We start from the raw sequence: 16,188 nt of genomic DNA, 5'->3' as shown, positions 1-16,188 counted from the left end.
TGATCTACGCCAATACTGTCGTGCAACGGGGCACGCCCTGGATCGAAAAAGCCGCCTAGCCTTTAATGGTTGCTACGATTGCGCCATTCGACTACACCGCCGCGCATACGAAGCCACTGCCCTTGCGCCGGATCTTCCCAACGGACGGCGAGGGGAAATGCGCGGTGCAGCACAACGTGTCGGTATCGCAATAGCGTTCCAGGAAGCTGCGGCGCGTCGTTGCCGCCTCGGCCTGATCGAGGTCAAACTTGACCGACAGCTCCGGATAGAGCGTCTGGATCGGCGAGTGCATGAGGTCGCCGGAGAACACGGCGTCGTCCTTGCCGTGGCCCATCGTGATGGCGATATGGCCCGGCGTGTGGCCCGGCGTCGGCAGAATACGAACGTGGTCGCCGATCTGGTGATCGTTGCCGACAAGCTCGTGGCGTTTGGCCTCGACCACCGGCAGCACGCTGTCGGCGAAGGGCGGCACCTCCGCCTTCGCGTTCTGCTCGGTCCAATGATCGAACTCCTGCTTGGCGAAGACGTAGCGCGCTTTCGGGAAGGTCGGCACCCAGCGGCCGTTCTCCAGACGCGTGTTCCAGCCGACGTGATCGACATGCAGATGCGTGCACATCACGAAGTCGATGTCGTCAGGCGAGAATCCGGCAGCGTTGAGTCCGCGCAGATAGGTGTCGTCGGTCTTCATGTTCCATTTCGGGCGCTGCGGCCGCGGCTTGTCGTTGCCGATGCAGCTGTCGACCAGAATGGTGTGGTGCGGCGTCTTGATCACATAGGACTGGAAGCACAGCATCAATGTGTCGCTGTCATCCAGGGCTTTCGCCTCCCTCATCCACGCGCGGTTCTCGGCCAGCAGCTCCGGTGTCAGCCCCGGCAACATCTCCAGCGCCGGGACGAACGAGGTTTCCTGCTCGATGATGCGATGGATGGTGAGATCGCCGACCGCGTATTTCAGGCTCATGCTCGCTTCCTTGCACTCAGCGTGCGTCACGCACGGACGGAATGACGATGTTGGAGAGGACGTCGATCGCGGCCAGCCCTTCCTTCGGCTGGCCGTATTGGGCAGCGGTGGTCATCATGACGAGGTCAAGCTCAGGCACGATGAAAATGCGTTGTCCGCCCCAGCCGAAGGCGCCAACCCATTTGATTTCCCTTCCGCCGGCCAGCGAGCGGCCCATCCACCATTGATAGCCGTAGAACAGCGTGCCGCCAAAATAGCCGATCGCCTGGAAGCGCGGCGCGATCGATTGTGCAATCCAATCGGCCGAGACGATCTGTTGGCCGTTCCACTGGCCGCGATCGAGCACGAGCTGGCCGAGCTTGGCGGCATCTCGCGGACGCAAGCGCAGGCCGGCGGCCGCCGCGATCTTGCCGTTCTTCGGGTAGGCCTTCCACTCGAAATCGGTGATCCCGAGCGGCTGGAACAGCACCTCGCGCGCAAACGTCTCCAGCGGCTTGCCCGAGACGCGTTCGAGGATGTTGCCGAGCAGTTCAGTCCCGCCGCCATTATAGGTCCGGAGTACATCCGGCGGTGCGGCGATCGGTCTTGCGAGCACATAGCTGATCGGATCGGCTTCAAAGGTGAGATGCGGTTCGTCGTTGTTCGGATCGGTCCATGCTCGCGCCTCGTCCCATTTCATTCCCGAGGACATCGTCAGCAGATGGCGCAGCGTGATGGCCTCCCAGCCCGCTTGCTTCACCGCCTGATGATCGGGGAAGAACTTGAGCACAGGCTCGTCGACGCCTTCGATCAGCTTGCGATCGATCGCGATGCCGACGAGCAGCGAAACGATGCTCTTCGATGCCGAACGGATGTCGTGCTTCGTCGTCGCGGTGAATTCGCGCTGGCCTTCCGGTTGTCCCCAGGGTTGGTCGTAGCCGGCGAAGTATTGCTCGAAGACGAGCTTGCCGTGGCGCGCGACGACAACCGAATGGACCGAAGTCGCGCGTTGGCCCAGTCGTGCCGCGATGCCGCAGAGTTGCGCGCCGTCCATGCCGACGCTGTCGGGCGACGCAGCCGTCCAGCCGTCGTCGGTTGACGATGGCGGTTCGCAGGCGAGGTTTCGCTGTCCAGGCACCATGCCGTCGGCTTGCACGGAAGTGGTTGAGACGGTCAACGCGAGCATGAGGCTCGCGCCGAGAATGCCGAGGCGGGGGAAGCGATCGAGCATCATCCTTCTCCCCGCCGTCGCGATACTACGCCGCTGGCGGCACTGAGATCTTCACGGAGGGCCGCTCCAGCATTTTCTGGTGGAACGCGTCGAGCTTCGGATAGGCCTTGCGCCAGCCGCAATCGGCGAAGCGGAAGTCGGCATAGCCGAGCACGCAGACGAGGCCGATCTGCGAGATGTCGAACGGACCGTTAAGGACATCGGGCATGTTCTCGAAGCGCGCCATGCCGGTCCAGGCCCGGTTCCAATGGTCGTCCGACCACGCCTGCCATTGCAGGCCCTGCGGCCGCACCATCTTCTCGTAGCGGCACAGCAGCATGGAATCGAGCATGCCGTTGATCAGGGAATGATTGGTCTTGGCCTTCCAGCGCCGCGGACCGTAATCGGGGATCAGGCTGCCGCCGGCCATCTCATTGAGATATTCGACGATGACATACGAGTCCAGGATGACGTCGCCGTCATTGGTGATCAGCACCGGCAGCTTTTTCAGCGGCGTGATGCGTGAATAGTCCTCGTTGGCCGTGCCGGGCGCGACGCTCGCCGGCGTGAGTTCGATCTTGTCGATCAGCCCGAGCTCGATCGCGGCGATGCGCACCTTGCGGGCAAAGGGCGAGGCGGGGGAGAAGGTGAGCTTCATGGGACAATTCCCTGCGATCGGTCTTGAGCAAATGGTGTCTCGTCCGTCATGGCCGGGCTTGACCCGGCCATCCACGCGCGTCCGCGTGGCTAGACTGTGAGACGTGGATGCCCGGGACAAGCCCGGGCATGACGACGAGTGTGCGCTGGCCGCGGCTTACGCCGCGACGATCTCCTGGCGCTGCTCGCCAAGACCCTCGATGCCGAGCGTGATGACGTCGCCGACATTGAGGAAGGTCGGCGGCTTCATGCCGAGGCCGACGCCGGGCGGGGTGCCTGTCGTGATGATGTCGCCCGGCAGCAGCGTCATGAACTGCGAGACATAGGAGATGCACTTGGCCATCGAGAAGATCATGGTCTTGGTCGAGCCGGTCTGACGGCGCTGGCCGTTCACGTCGAGCCACATCGGCAGGTTCTGCACGTCCTTGATCTCGTCCTTGGTGGCGAGCCAGGGACCGAGCGGGCCGAACGTGTCGTGCGACTTGCCCTTGGTCCACTGACCCAGGCGCTCGATCTGGAAGGCGCGCTCGGAGACGTCGTTGCAGACGCAGTAGCCGGCGACGTGGTTGAGCGCGTCGGCTTCCGAAACGTATTTTGCGCGCGTGCCGATGATCGCGGCGATCTCGACCTCCCAGTCGAGCTTGGTCGAGCCGCGCGGCTTCTCGATGGCGTCGTTCGGGCCGGACAGCGAGGTGTTGGCCTTCATGAAAATGATCGGCTCGCTCGGGATTTCCGCGCCGGTCTCCTTGGCGTGGTCGCTGTAGTTGAGGCCGATCGCCACGAATTTCGACATGCCGATAACGGGGGCGCCGAACCGCGGCTTGCCGGAGACGGCGGGCAGCGAGGCCGGATCGAGCGCCGCCAGCTTCTTCAGGCTCTCGGGCGAATAGGCCTCGCCGGTCAGGTCCTTCACATGCGCCGACAGGTCCCGCAACTGGCCGGATTTGTCGATCAGGCCGGGCTTTTCCGCACCCTTCTCGCCATAACGAACAAGCTTCATTCTCGTTTCTCCCTGGAATGGACCGATCGGTTAAACAGCTTCATGGAACAGGGCGGCGGGAAATTCAACCGCTCAAAGAGGGCGCATTGCAGCCCTCTCGATTCGGGAGGTTCGTCCGGGGCACGAGACTAGGCCAGCGCCTCGAACCTGAATGCGTCCCCATCCCGCTTGATGTGCCCGGCCGAAAAGTGCCCGCCGATCACCAGCGTCGGGGTGTCGGCAAACCGGCCGAACAATTCGCGCCGCGTCGCGGCAGATTGGCTCTGATCGGAATCCGCGTTCGAGGACCAGCCGAGATGCGCCATCTGGCAGGGATGATGGGCGACGTCGCCCGTCAGCAGTCCCTGCTCGCCGTCCGACCGGATCAGAACGCTCATATGCCCGGGGCTGTGGCCGGGGGTTGGGATCATGCTGATCTCCTCGCTGAGCCGGTGGTCGCTCGCGACCAACTCCGCCCGGCCGGCATCGACGATCGGCTTCACGGAATCGACAAACACGGCCTGCTTGTCCGGCTCGGTGGAGTGGTCGCGCCAGTGCTGGTATTCGGTCTTGCCGAAGACGTAGCGCGCGTTGGGGAAGCTCGGCACCCATTTGCCGTCGACCCATTTCGTGTTCCAGCCGACATGATCGACATGAAGATGCGTGCACAGCACGGTATCGATGCTGTCGGGCGGAAAGCCCGCCGCAATCATCGTCTCCAGGAATGGTGTGGTGCGATTGTTCCAGGTCGGGACGTTGCGGCCCTGCTTGTCGTTGCCAAGTCCGGTATCGACCACGATGCGGCGCGAAGGAGTTTCGAGCACCAGCGAATGGATCGACATTTTCAGCCGGCCTTCTTCCGTGGCGAAATGCGGGATCAGCCAGGGCAGCTTCCGGATTTCATCGTTGGTTGCTGCCGGGAGGATGAAGCGGGTTGAACCCACCGTCTCCATCTCGACGAGTTTGGTGATCTTGACCCTGCCGACTTTCCACTGCATCCGGCGCATCCCCATGTTCTTGTTTGATGTTCTTGCTTTGCGGGGGAACATGCGCAGTTTCGCCCTCAGGCGCAATGGATCATCTGACGCCGTGCGGCGTTATCGCGGGAACCCAGGGAAAGACAAAGGGCCAGCCATGCCAGAGCTTGCGATTTCCGCGGAGAAGGTCGCCTTCATCATCGAAAAGGCGCGTGAATTCGACGTCAAGCAGGCGGATTCCGATCCGGATTCCGGCTCGAATGCGACTGATGACGATGCGGTCGACGTCCTCGAGGATGACGGCTCCGATCCGGTCGTCAACGAACTCGGAAGTTTCATCGTGGCCATGAACGAGGACGAGCAGATCGATCTCGTCGCGCTGACCTGGCTCGGCCGCGGCGACGGCACGATCGACGATTGGGACGATTTGCGCGCACGCGCCGTGGAGGCACGCGCGGAGTATCGCAGTCCCCGGCGCGAGACGGCGCATTATCTGCTCGGTGAGCCGATGCTGGGCGATCTGCTCGCCGACGGGCTCGATGAATTCGGCGTCGACTGGACCGACGGAGACCTGGTGGCCGATTCATCCGCTCCAAGCCAGCGGGACGAAGACGAGATCACCAAGCAGCGGTGATTCCGGCCGATATCAGCGCGCGCAGTCGACCACCACGGTGCCGAGCTTGTCGCCTTTCTCGACGGCGACATGGGCCTGCGCCGTCTCCGACAGCGCAAACTGCGCCGCGACATTGTGGATTCGCGGCCCCGCTGCCAGCCATTTCGAGATGTCGGCCTGCGCCGCCGCAAGCAGCGCCGGCGGCAGCGCGAACAAGACGAGCGAGCGGAGCGTGATGCACTTCTCCATCAGCTCGCGCATCGGCACGGTCGGCGTGCGGTTGCCGTTCGTGGCGTAGACCGCGATTGTCGAATTCATGGCCATCAACTTCAGGGTCGTCGCGATGTTGCCGCCGAAATCGACATCGACCAATTGGTCGACCCCGCGTCCGCCGGTGAAGGCCATGGCCTTGGCAACGACATCTTCGTCCCTGTAATTGACCACGAGATCGGCACCGGCTTGTCGCGCATGCTCGCCTTTTATCGCCGAGCTGACGGTCGCGATCACCTGCGCGCCGCCCCATTTCGCGAGTTGCACGGCGTAATGTCCGACTGCACCCGCGCCGCCGGTGACCAGCACCGACTTGCCGACGATCGGCCCGTCCGCAAACAGGGAGCACCACGCCGTCATTGCGGGAATGCCCAGCGTCGCGCCTTCCGCAAAAGAGAGATTGTCCGGCAACGGCGTCACCAGATGCTCGGCAAGCGCGATATATTCGGCCGCGGTGCCAAAGGCGCGGCCGTTACGCTGGCCGTTGAACAGCCAGACCCTGTCGCCGATCTTGAACCGCGTCGCGCCATCGCCGATCTGGTCGATAAAGCCCGCGCCATCGCTGTTCGGAATGACGCGCGAAAATTCCTTGGCGCGATAGCCGCCCCCGCGCCGGCCGACATCGGCCGGATTGACGCCGGAGGCTTCCAGGCGAATACGAACTTCGCCTGGACCTGCGACCGGCGTGGCCATCTCACCATAGGTGAGGACGTCCGCCGCCGGTCCTGTCTCCTCGTACCAGACCGCCCTCACAGCGTTCCCGGGAAGGCACCGCCATCGAGCAGAAGGTTCTGCCCGGTGATGAAGCCGGCCTTGGCGCCGCACAGGAATGCGCAGGCATAGCCGAACTCCTCGGGATCGCCGAAGCGGCCCGCGGGATTGAGCTTGGCGCGCTCGGCCAGAACCTGGTCCGGCGTGATGCCGCGCTTCTCGGATTCCCCCTTCGCGGTGCTGCGCAGGCGATCGGTCTCAAACGGGCCCGGCAGCAGGCCGTTGATGGTGACGTTGTTGATCACGGTCTTGCGCGACAGGCCGGCAATGAATCCGGTGAGGCCGGCGCGCGCGCCGTTGGAGAGACCGAGGATGTCGATCGGCGCCTTCACCGCCGCTGAGGTGATGTTGACGATGCGGCCGAACTTGCGGGCCATCATGCCGTCCACCGTCGACTTGATCAGCTCGATCGGGGTCAGCATGTTGGCATCGATCGCCTTAATCCAGTCGTCGCGGGTCCAGTTGCGGAAATCGCCGGGCGGAGGTCCGCCGGCATTGTTGATCAGGATGTCCGGCTCGGGGCAGGCCTTGAGCACGGCCTCGCGGCCCGCCGGCGTCGTGATGTCGCCGACGATCTCGGTGACGGTCACATCAGGATAGGCTTTGCGGATGTCGTCGGCCGTCTTCTTCAGGGCCTCGGCGCCGCGCGCGGTCAGCGTGACGTGAACGCCGGCCTCGGCCAGCGAGATGGCGCAGGCGCGTCCGAGGCCTTTGCTGGATGCGCAGACGATGGCGCGGCGGCCTTTGATCCCAAGATCCACTGTTTCACTCCCGTAATGTCAGGCAGGTTTTTAGAGCCGCTATTCTAGCCAACCTTGGCGCCGCTGATAAGGGATTGGCTCGCATCAAAATGCATGCACGCTTGCGCGGCGATGCAAATGCGCCTCATCAGATGCGCCGCTCCTGCTTGAGACGGTCGATCGCGGAGGCCGCCTCCGGCGGCAGCGACTTGAAGCCCATCTGGCCGACCGTCGAGAACAGCGGCCGCAGATGCGAACCGGCGAGGAACGGCGGCTGCCGGTTGGCCGGCACGATCTGGTCGAACACCAGCACCAAGGTGGTGGCGACGAGGCCGACCCTGATGGCGCCGAGCGCGGCGCCGCCGAGGCGGTCGCCGATGCCGGCGTCGCGTATCGTGTCGCTCAGCGCCAGCCGGCCGAGATGTCCAAACAGCATGCCGACCACCACGAAGATGCCGAAGAACCAGATCCAGTTCTGCAGCAGCGGCGCATTCGGATTGCCCGCGACCTGCGGGACGATCAGCGGCATCAGCGCAACCGCGATGGGGGCGGCGAGGAGATAGGCCAGGATCGTCATGGCGCTGCCGAGCAGGCCGGTCCTGAAACCGAAGCCGATCGCGATGGCGAGCGCCGCATAGACGGCGAGATCGAAACTGTTCATGCGCGGGAGCCTGCCATGGAACGAGTGAACGCAGAACCGATCATTCCGGTTTCAGATCGTTAAAATCGTCTGTATTGATGGCCAAAACCGATGACCCCAAAGCTCAGGGACGCGCCCAATGTCAGACCTATTCGACGTCAGTCGAGAAACCATCCTCGTCACAGGTGCGAGCCAGGGCTTGGGGCGGCAATTTGCCCGGGTGTTGGCGGCACATGGCGCGGCCGTCGCGCTCGCGGCGCGGCAGACCGACAAGCTGAAGAGCCTGGAAGACGAGATCCGCGGCAAGGGCGGCCGCGCCGCCGCCGTCGCGCTCGACGTCACCGACATCGCATCGATCGCCAGGGCCCTCGATGCCACGGAAGCCGCGCTCGGCCCGGTCACGGTGCTGATCAACAATGCTGGCATCGCGATCGAAAAGCTCGCGACCGAGCAGACCGAGGCCGATTGGGACGCGGTGATGGGCGCCAATCTCAAGGGCGCCTATTTCCTCGCGACCGAGATCGCGCGCCGCATGATCGCGAGCAAGCAGGCAGGCAACATCGTCAACATCGCCTCCGTGCTCGGCACCGGCGTGCTGAAGGCGGTGTCGCCTTACGCGATCTCCAAGGCCGGCATCATCCAGGCGACCAAAGCGATGGCGCTGGAGCTTGCGGGGCAGAACATCCGCGTCAACGCGCTGGCACCCGGCTACATCGACACCGAGATGAACCACGCGTTCTGGGCGACGCCGCCGGGCGAGCGCCTGACCAAGCGCATTCCCCAGCGCCGCATCGGCGCCGAGTCCGATCTCGACGGCGCGATCCTGCTGCTGGCCTCGAAGGCCTCGCGGTACATGACGGGCAGTGTGGTGACGGTGGACGGCGGGTTCTTGCTGAATTGAGAAGCTGCTATCGTCCCGGCCCCCCATGCGCAATTGCGCACTAGGCCGGGACGACGAGGTAGAGTCACCGCATCTCGCCCCTGATCATATCCGCCGCCTTCTCGCCGATCATGATCGCCGGCGCATTGGTGTTGCCGCCGATCAGTGTCGGCATGATCGAGGCGTCGACGACGCGCAGACCTTCCACGCCGTGCACCTTCAGCGCCGGATCGACCACGGCCATCGCGTCGGTGCCCATCTTGCAGGTGCCGACGGGGTGATAGACGGTGTCGACACGCGCGCGCAGGATGGCGCGGATATCGTCGTCCGTTCTCACATCGGACGTGAACATGTCCTTCTTCTGCAACGCGCGCATCGCGGGCGTCTCCATCAGCCTTCGCGTCGTCTTGAAGCCCGCGACCATCGTCTCGAGATCCTCCGCCTCGCCCAAGAAATTCGGATCGATCAGCGGCGCTGCCAGCGGATCGGCGCTTTTCAGCCAGACGCTGCCACGGCTCTTCGGCCGCAACAGGCAGACATGGCACGAGAAGCCCGCCTCCTTGTGCTTCTTGCGGCCGTGGTCGTCGAGCGTCGCGATGATGAAGTGCAGCTGGATGTCGGGCACATCGAGGTCGGCCCGGGTCTTCAGGAAGCCGCCACACTCGGCGAAATTGGTGGTCATCAGGCCGCGCCGCTCCCGGCGGTATCGTTGGATGGCGCGGAGCAGGGATGGTAGCCGGCCGAGCGACGAATGGACGAAGTGTGGATAGTCGGAGGCGTAGACGAACACGAAATCCGGATGATCCTGCAGATTGCGTCCTACGCCCGGCAAATGATGCACGACGTCGATCCCGTGGGCGGCAAGCGCCTTGCCGTCGCCTATGCCCGACAGCATCAGCAATTGCGGTGACTGGAAGGCGCCGGAGGCGAGGATCACCTCGCGACGGGCGCGTAGCTTCTTTGTCTGCTTGCCCTGGACATATTCGATGCCGACCGCGCGCCCACTTTCGAACAGGATGCGCGTGGCATGCGCCTGCGTCTCGACACGCAGATTGGCGCGCTTGTCCATGTGGGGATGCAGATAGGCGCGCGCCGCGCTCCAGCGCTCACCATTGTGCTGGGTCACCTGGTAGCTGCCGAGCCCTTCGTGATCCTCTTCATTGAAGTCCTCGCGGATGCGGAACTGCGCCTCGCGGGCGGCCTGATGGAAGATGTCGTGGATCGGATTGTCCGCGCGCAGTCTGTTGACATGCAGCGGGCCGCCCTTGCCATGATAGGCGCCGTCGAAATCGGCGTTGTTCTCCGAGCGGTTGAAATAGGGCAGCACGTCGGCATATGACCAGCCGGCATTGCCGAGCGAGGCCCAGTGGTCGTAGTCCCATTTGTTGCCGCGGATATAGACCATGGCGTTGATCGCCGAGGATCCGCCGAGTCCCTTGCCGCGCGGTTGATAGCCGATCCGGCCGTTCAATCCCTTCTGCGGCACGGTATCGAAACCCCAGTTCGCCGCCTTGTATGGCAAAGCCAGTCCGAACGGCGTGGTGATCCGCCAATTGTCGTTCCGACCGCCGGCATCGAGCAGCGCCACGGATGTCCCCGCATCCTCCGACAGCCGCCCCGCCACCGCGCAGCCGCCGGAGCCCGCGCCCACGACGACGAAATCGAATGTGTCCGTCACTGATGTTTCCCCCTGCATTCATTCTTTCCGTCATTGCGAGCGCAAGCGAAGCAATCCAGACCTTTGCCGCGGAGGGATTCTGGATTGCTTCGCTGCGCTCGCAATGACAGGTGCTGAAACCTACGACACGAATCGCATCATCTTCTCCAGCCGCGCGATCTTGCCGCCATAAGGCGGATAGAGGTCGGCGAGGCGGTTGAATTTCGAGCGGTAGAACACCGGCTTCAGCTTGCCGAACGTGCGAAAGCCCCATTCGCCGTGATAGGCGCCGGTGCCGGATGCGCCGACGCCGCCCATCGGCTGGTTGATTTGCGCGAAGTGGAACAGACAGTCGTTGACCGTGACGCCGCCGGAGACGGTGCGCGCCAGCACCTCGTCGCGCGCAACGCGGTCCTTGCCGAACCAGTACAACGCCAGCGGCCGGTCGCGGGCGTTGACGAAGGCGATGGCGTCGGCCGGGTCGCGATAGCCGAGCACGGGGAGCACGGGGCCGAAAATCTCCTCCTGCATGGCCGCCATGTCTTCGCTCGCGCCCACGATCAGCGTCGGCGGGAATTTGCGGTGCGCCTTCCAGTTGGGATCGTCCGGCTTCGCCGGCTGCAGGATCTTTGCGCCGCGACGTGCCGCATCGGAGACGAGATTTTCCAGCCGCGCATAATGCCGGTCGGAGATCACGGAGGTGTAGTCCTTGTTCGAGGGGTCGGTGCCGAACATGCGTCGCATCTGCGCGCGAACTTTTTCGGCAAAGGCCTGCAACGCGCGCTCGGGCACCAGCACATAGTCGGGCGCGATGCAGGTCTGCCCGGCATTGAGCAGCTTGCCGTAGGCGATGCGCTCGGCGGCCTCTTCGAGATCAGCCGAGGCGTCGATGATAACAGGCGACTTGCCGCCGAGCTCGAGCGTGACGGGCGTGAGGTTACGCCCCGCGGCCTCCGCCACCAGCCGCCCCACCCGGGTCGAGCCGGTGAACACGAGATGATCGAACGGCAGATGCGCGAAGGCCTTTGCGACCTCGTCTTCGATGCCGGTGACGAGCAATTCCGCAGCGTCGAACCGCTCGGCGACCGTCTCCTTCAGCAGCGATGAGAAGTGCGGCACAAGCTCGCTCGGCTTGATAATGACGCGGTTGCCGGCGGCGAGCGCGCCGATCGCGGGCGCGAGCGTCAGCTGCAGCGGATAATTCCAGGGCGCGATGATGCCGACGACGCCGAGCGGCTGCGGCATCAGCCGGTTGCGCGCGGGCAGGAATTGCAGCGCCGTCGAAACGCGCTGCGGCGCCATCCAGCTCTTGAGGTGCTTGGTGGCATGACGGATCTCGGAGAACACCATCATGGTCTCGGCGATATTGGTCTCGACCGCGCAGCGGTGACCGAAATCGGCCGAGATCGCCTGCCGGAAGCGCTCCTCGTTGTCGGCGACGACAGTGCGCAACCGCGCCAGGCGGTCGAGCCGCTCGGCGAGGCCAGGCGCCGGCTCGGCCCGCGACCGCTCGACCATGGCATGGAAGGCGTCTTCGAGGCCCCGAAGCGGGGCGCTCGGCGGGGGGCGATCTGAGGGGCGATCCAAGGCGTGGTCCATGGCGTTCTCCCCCATTAAGTGGCGTTTCCGCCTGGTTTTGTTGCCGCAAGCTGGCCCCTTGTGGAACTTCTGGCAAGGGCCGGCCAAATAGGCCGCAAATTCGTCCACCGCGCTGTCATAAAGTCGAAAAAAACGTTCTCGCAGCCCTTTCCAAAGGCACCCCGGGTTGGTACATACCGCCCGCACCCAACGGGCTTTGCCCGGGGTTGCCTTCCAAGGAAGCCTTCGGGACGGACGAAGCAAGCCACGCGAACAGCGCCGGCCCTTCATTCACCGTCCCCGGCGCTTTCACGAAGGCAAAGCAACGGTTAACGCGGGGTGGAGCAGCCCGGTAGCTCGTCAGGCTCATAACCTGAAGGTCATAGGTTCAAATCCTATCCCCGCAACCAGATAAGATGCTGTTTTCAGCAGCAAAAATCCAAAAAGCCGCTCGGAAGAGCGGCTTTTTGTTTGAGTAGAATCGCCACCGAGTCGCCACCGTCGAAAACGTCGCCAAGGCGCTCCGCAGGAAGCTTCCGGAACAAGTTAGTCCGACCGGTTTTTCGCCATCCCCAGCCATTCGAAGACAGGAGGAGCATAGGTGTTCGTTTTCGCGTGAAGATTTGATACTGCAACCAGCACGTTATCGATCCGGGGGACGGCATGCTGACAGGTGAACTACGTTCCAAGATCGACAACGTCTGGAACGCCTTCTGGGCTGGCGGCATCGCCAATCCGATCGAGGTGATCGAGCAGATCACCTACCTCCTTTTCATCCGCGGCCTCGATGAGGCTCATACCCGCGAGGAGAACAGGGCCAACCGTCTCGGCAAACCAATGGAACGAGATATCTTCCCAAAAGGGAAGGACGGCATCGGCAAGGGCGGCGGCGTCGCCTACGAGGAGATGCGCTGGTCGCGGCTGAAGAACAAGGACCCCGCGACGATGTTCGCCATCGTCTCCGAACACGTCTTCCCCCTTCCTGCGCACGATGGCGGAAGAGGGCACCGCGCACGCCACCCACATGAAGGGCGCGCGCTTCACCATCCCGACGCCCGCGCTGCTCGCCAAGGTCGTCGATCTGCTCGCCGATATCCCAATGGAGGACCGCGACACCAAGGGCGACCTCTACGAATACATGCTCGGTAAGATCGCGACTGCCGGGCAAAACGGTCAGTTCCGCACGCCGCGCCACATCATCGCGCTGATGGTCGAGATGACGGCGCCGACGCCGAAAGACGTGATCTGCGATCCCGCCTGCGGCACCTGTGGCTTCCTGGTCGCGGCCGGCGAATATCTCCGCGACACCCATCCAAAACTGTTTCACGACAAGCAAAGCCGCGACCATTTCAACGAGGCGATGTTCCACGGCTTCGATTTTGACGGCACCATGCTGCGCATCGGCTCGATGAACATGACGTTGCACGGCGTTGAGGACCCCGACATCCGCTACAAGGATTCGCTGTCGCAGGAGCATGCCGGCGACGAAGATCGCTACAGCCTCGTGCTCGCCAACCCGCCGTTTGCCGGCTCGCTCGACTATGAGACGACAGCGAAAGACCTGTTGGCGCTGGTCAAGACCAAGAAGACCGAGCTCCTGTTCATGGCGCTGTTCCTCAAGCTGTTGAAGCCCGGCGGGCGCGCGGCGGTGATCGTTCCGGACGGCGTTCTGTTCGGGTCGTCCACAGCGCATAAGGCGATTCGAAAAATGCTTGTCGAAGACCATAAGCTCGATGGCATCGTGAAGCTGCCGTCGGGTGTGTTCAGGCCCTATGCCGGTGTGTCTACGGCGATTGTGTTGTTTACCAAGACCAACTCTGGCGGCACCGATCTGGTCTGGTTCTATGATTGCCAAGCCGACGGCTTTTCGCTTGATGACAAGCGCAACGCGCTGCTGCCGGCGGACAAGGTCGGCCCCAAGGCGAAGCTCGAAGCCGAGGAGCATGCCAAGAACAATCTTCCTGATATCGCAGCGCGATGGAAGGAGCGGGCGGGCTCCGAACAAGCGCGGCCGCGTTCTGAGCAGAGCTTTTGTGTACCCAAGGCGGAGATTGCCTTGGCCGACTATGATCTCTCCATCAATCGTTACAGGGAGGTAGTACACAAGGGAGCCAAGCATCGGTCGCCGAGAGAGATCATTGTAGAGCTTAACTGGCTCGAGAACGAAATCGCAAACGGTTTGGCGAAACTTGAGGCGATGTTGTGAACGTCCGGCTTGCCACTATCGGAGACTGTGTTGAGCCTGTTTCGACTTGGAGTCCTGTCTCCAAGCCTCACGAGATGTTTGTTTATGTCGATCTAAGCGCAGTCTCTCAGTCCGAGAAAAGAATTACTTCCGGGTCGTCCATAGCTGGTTCAGAGGCGCCAAGTCGCGCTCGCCAATTGATAAGGACGGGAGACATCCTTGTCTCCACGGTTCGTCCAAACCTGAACGGTGTCGCTGCAGTCACAGATGAGTTTGATGGCGCCACTGCATCTACCGGCTTTTGTGTCCTCAGGCCGCGTCCCGATAAACTATCAAGTCGTTATTTGCTGCACTGGGTGCGGTCGCTTCAATTTATTGAGCAAATGACGCGACAAGCGACTGGGGCAAGCTACCCCGCTGTTACAGACCGAATTGTAAAAGGCTCGCAAATTCCCCTTCCGCCACTCGACGAACAGAAGCGGATCGCGGCTATCCTAGACAAGGCGGACGTCCTGTGGCGGAAGCGGAGAAGGTCACTCGAATTGTTGAGCGATCTAGCGCAATCGATCTTTGCAGATATGTTCGAGGCGAGCCTTGTGAGTTTAGTGCGAGTGCCGTTGGGTGCGCTTGTCATGGAATTCCGCTATGGCACGTCAAGCAAGTCCGCTTCTCATGGGTATCCGGCCTTGCGCATTCCCAATGTTGTTGGTGGTGGGTTGGATCTATCTGATCTGAAATTAGTGCCGGTAGAAAGGCCCGAGCTAGATCGGCTAAGGCTGAGCGAGGGGGATATTCTTTTCGTGCGAACAAATGGAAATCCCGACTATGTCGGGCGTTGCGCTGTTGTTGATCCCGTTGAGCTCGAGAAAGCCGGCTACGAAATGTCAGATTGGATATTCGCTTCCTACCTCATTCGAGCGCGTCCGGATCTTGCTAGAATTGATCCTATTTATCTTCGAGAATATCTCTCAACTTCGGAAGGTCAAAAGGCGTTGCGAGAACGCTCGAAGACCTCCGCTGGCCAATTCAATATTAACACGGAGGGGCTTGGCAATATTCCCATCCCTCTTCCCCCGATCGACCATCAGCTAAACTATGCGCGCCGAGTTGCCGGCGTCGAGTCCATCAAAAAAAGGTACAATCGTTCCCTGTCACGAATGGAGGCTTTGTTTGCGTCCCTTCAATCTGTAGCGTTTAGCGAGGGACTTTAGCATGAGAGGAGAGTTTTTAGGATCTTGGTCTTATGTCTATCGGGAAGTTTGGTATCGATTTCTGCGTCAACGAGGCGCACCCGAGGAAATCGGCGGCGAAATATTTCGGGAAATAAATTCGGTGCTGGAGCGGCCAAAATCATCAAACGCGCTTGGTGAAATTCTCCAGGATAGAAAGGTAGCAGAGGAAGCTCTCGCGGAGTTGGGATCAGCTGATTTTAGGTCCGAGAGCGATATATTGAGCTGCCTAACAAGCGTAGCGGTTCTGATCGATGAATACGACGTGCCTGGACTTTCTTTGAGATATGCAGGGCTGTTTCATACATTCGTCAAGCAACATCAATTGCGATACAGGATTGCAAGGCCGTTCCGAATCGTGCCTCGAATCGAGGGCGTGTTTGATGCCCTGATTCACGAGCTGCGGATCATGGGGCGATCGTCTCCTGACCTTCGTGAATTATTGGAGGAGTTTGACCGATCATTTGGAGAGGCCGGAAATCCGTGTACCCCTCATCGAGTAAAGATCTGCCTTCAAAAGAATTTTAATTTCGCGGAAGGACTCTTGGGAGGGCAACCGGGAGTAGCGAGTGATACGCTCGGAAAAATGGCGAGAGAACTAAAAACCTGGCCACACGAAAAAGTACGTGAGGCGCTCGTTGCTCTCTACGCATTTGCTTCTGACTACCCCGGCATTCGGCACCGCGGTAAGGCTGCCCACAAACCGCGCGATCTCGAAGCGCGCGACCTAGTCGCTGTGCCGATCCTGTTGGCTGGCATTGCTGCCTATGTCGCGGATGGGCTACCACACGACCGAATATATGGTGGCGGATAGTAGGGACGTAGAAGGGGCGAAGGTCCTCCTTGACGATCGGGTCAATGC

Annotated in this window: 14 protein-coding genes, 1 tRNA gene and 1 pseudogene; 6 read left to right on the top strand and 10 right to left on the bottom strand. The window is 62.0% G+C overall.

Annotated features, from left to right (window positions below):
- Positions 1–91: 91 nt before the first annotated feature.
- The 5 genes from AC0L3B_RS13020 to AC0L3B_RS13000 form a co-directional block, all read right to left on the bottom strand.
- The gene (locus AC0L3B_RS13020; RefSeq protein WP_473380490.1) at positions 92–961 is read right to left on the bottom strand and encodes an MBL fold metallo-hydrolase; all 870 of its coding nucleotides are present in this window, start codon (positions 959–961) and stop codon (positions 92–94) included.
- A 16-nt stretch (positions 962–977) separates the two neighbouring features.
- Positions 978–2,174, bottom strand: coding sequence for a serine hydrolase domain-containing protein (locus AC0L3B_RS13015; RefSeq protein WP_473380489.1), 1,197 nt, complete (start codon positions 2,172–2,174; stop codon positions 978–980).
- Positions 2,175–2,196: 22 nt separating this feature from the next.
- On the bottom strand, positions 2,197–2,808 hold the full coding sequence (locus AC0L3B_RS13010; RefSeq protein WP_018457568.1) for a glutathione S-transferase family protein: 612 nt from the start codon (positions 2,806–2,808) through the stop codon (positions 2,197–2,199).
- A gap of 156 nt (positions 2,809–2,964) precedes the next feature.
- Positions 2,965–3,807, bottom strand: coding sequence for a fumarylacetoacetate hydrolase family protein (locus AC0L3B_RS13005; protein ID WP_085361660.1), 843 nt, complete (start codon positions 3,805–3,807; stop codon positions 2,965–2,967).
- A 128-nt stretch (positions 3,808–3,935) separates the two neighbouring features.
- A complete protein-coding gene (locus tag AC0L3B_RS13000; RefSeq protein ID WP_026233400.1) occupies positions 3,936–4,784 on the bottom strand; it encodes an MBL fold metallo-hydrolase in 849 nt (282 codons plus the stop codon).
- Positions 4,785–4,920: 136 nt separating this feature from the next.
- Between AC0L3B_RS13000 and AC0L3B_RS12995 the strand changes: the two genes are divergently transcribed.
- The gene (locus tag AC0L3B_RS12995; RefSeq protein ID WP_018457565.1) at positions 4,921–5,397 is read left to right on the top strand and encodes a DUF3775 domain-containing protein; all 477 of its coding nucleotides are present in this window, start codon (positions 4,921–4,923) and stop codon (positions 5,395–5,397) included.
- 12 nt (positions 5,398–5,409) lie between these two features.
- On the opposite strand, the gene AC0L3B_RS12990 is transcribed toward AC0L3B_RS12995, so the two are convergent.
- The 3 genes from AC0L3B_RS12990 to AC0L3B_RS12980 all read right to left on the bottom strand — a co-directional run bounded on the left by AC0L3B_RS12990 (position 5,410) and on the right by AC0L3B_RS12980 (position 7,818).
- Positions 5,410–6,399 carry an NADPH:quinone reductase gene (locus AC0L3B_RS12990; RefSeq protein ID WP_018457564.1) on the bottom strand — a complete coding sequence of 330 codons (990 nt, stop codon included), beginning with the start codon at positions 6,397–6,399 and terminating at the stop codon, positions 5,410–5,412.
- On the bottom strand, positions 6,396–7,178 hold the full coding sequence (locus AC0L3B_RS12985) for an SDR family oxidoreductase (protein WP_007605221.1): 783 nt from the start codon (positions 7,176–7,178) through the stop codon (positions 6,396–6,398). Before AC0L3B_RS12985 ends, AC0L3B_RS12990 begins: the two co-directional genes overlap by 4 nt.
- Positions 7,179–7,305: 127 nt before the next feature.
- On the bottom strand, positions 7,306–7,818 hold the full coding sequence (locus AC0L3B_RS12980) for a CvpA family protein (RefSeq protein ID WP_018457563.1): 513 nt from the start codon (positions 7,816–7,818) through the stop codon (positions 7,306–7,308).
- A gap of 118 nt (positions 7,819–7,936) precedes the next feature.
- Between AC0L3B_RS12980 and AC0L3B_RS12975 the strand changes: the two genes are divergently transcribed.
- On the top strand, positions 7,937–8,698 hold the full coding sequence (locus AC0L3B_RS12975) for an SDR family oxidoreductase (RefSeq protein ID WP_026233399.1): 762 nt from the start codon (positions 7,937–7,939) through the stop codon (positions 8,696–8,698).
- A gap of 64 nt (positions 8,699–8,762) precedes the next feature.
- Here AC0L3B_RS12975 and AC0L3B_RS12970 read toward each other — a convergent pair whose 3' ends face one another.
- Positions 8,763–10,355: a GMC family oxidoreductase gene (locus tag AC0L3B_RS12970; protein ID WP_018457561.1), complete on the bottom strand. Its 1,593-nt coding sequence runs from the start codon at positions 10,353–10,355 to the stop codon at positions 8,763–8,765.
- Positions 10,356–10,475: 120 nt separating this feature from the next.
- Positions 10,476–11,933: a coniferyl aldehyde dehydrogenase gene (locus AC0L3B_RS12965; protein WP_026233398.1), complete on the bottom strand. Its 1,458-nt coding sequence runs from the start codon at positions 11,931–11,933 to the stop codon at positions 10,476–10,478.
- 312 nt (positions 11,934–12,245) lie between these two features.
- On the opposite strand from AC0L3B_RS12965, the gene AC0L3B_RS12960 reads away from it, so the two are divergent.
- The 4 genes and pseudogenes from AC0L3B_RS12960 (at position 12,246) to AC0L3B_RS12945 (ending at position 16,140) form a co-directional block, all read left to right on the top strand.
- Positions 12,246–12,322: transfer RNA gene (locus AC0L3B_RS12960), tRNA-Met, on the top strand.
- A 253-nt stretch (positions 12,323–12,575) separates the two neighbouring features.
- Positions 12,576–14,118 (top strand): annotated as a pseudogene (locus tag AC0L3B_RS12955) (type I restriction-modification system subunit M).
- 74 nt (positions 14,119–14,192) lie between these two features.
- On the top strand, positions 14,193–15,308 hold the full coding sequence (locus AC0L3B_RS12950; protein WP_473380488.1) for a restriction endonuclease subunit S: 1,116 nt from the start codon (positions 14,193–14,195) through the stop codon (positions 15,306–15,308).
- A gap of 1 nt (position 15,309) precedes the next feature.
- Positions 15,310–16,140, top strand: a complete 831-nt coding sequence (locus AC0L3B_RS12945; protein ID WP_473380487.1) for a hypothetical protein — start codon at positions 15,310–15,312, stop codon at positions 16,138–16,140.
- Positions 16,141–16,188: the final 48 nt, after the last annotated feature.

Source organism: Bradyrhizobium sp. Kon56, assembly GCF_055807635.1.
This window is presented reverse-complemented; position numbering and strand designations above follow the sequence as displayed.

Bases quoted from the DNA above. Each gene is read 5' to 3' on its own strand.
- AC0L3B_RS13010 (WP_018457568.1), bottom strand. From the start codon at position 2,808: ATGAAGCTCACCTTCTCCCCCGCCTCGCCCTTTGCCCGCAAGGTGCGC.
- AC0L3B_RS12945 (WP_473380487.1), top strand. From the start codon at position 15,310: ATGAGAGGAGAGTTTTTAGGATCTTGGTCTTATGTCTATCGGGAAGTT.
- AC0L3B_RS12950 (WP_473380488.1), top strand. From the start codon at position 14,193: ATGTTTGTTTATGTCGATCTAAGCGCAGTCTCTCAGTCCGAGAAAAGA.
- AC0L3B_RS13015 (WP_473380489.1), bottom strand. From the start codon at position 2,174: ATGATGCTCGATCGCTTCCCCCGCCTCGGCATTCTCGGCGCGAGCCTC.
- AC0L3B_RS13005 (WP_085361660.1), bottom strand. From the start codon at position 3,807: ATGAAGCTTGTTCGTTATGGCGAGAAGGGTGCGGAAAAGCCCGGCCTG.
- AC0L3B_RS13000 (WP_026233400.1), bottom strand. From the start codon at position 4,784: ATGCAGTGGAAAGTCGGCAGGGTCAAGATCACCAAACTCGTCGAGATG.
- AC0L3B_RS12980 (WP_018457563.1), bottom strand. From the start codon at position 7,818: ATGAACAGTTTCGATCTCGCCGTCTATGCGGCGCTCGCCATCGCGATC.
- AC0L3B_RS12965 (WP_026233398.1), bottom strand. From the start codon at position 11,933: ATGGACCACGCCTTGGATCGCCCCTCAGATCGCCCCCCGCCGAGCGCC.
- AC0L3B_RS12975 (WP_026233399.1), top strand. From the start codon at position 7,937: ATGTCAGACCTATTCGACGTCAGTCGAGAAACCATCCTCGTCACAGGT.
- AC0L3B_RS13020 (WP_473380490.1), bottom strand. From the start codon at position 961: ATGAGCCTGAAATACGCGGTCGGCGATCTCACCATCCATCGCATCATC.
- AC0L3B_RS12995 (WP_018457565.1), top strand. From the start codon at position 4,921: ATGCCAGAGCTTGCGATTTCCGCGGAGAAGGTCGCCTTCATCATCGAA.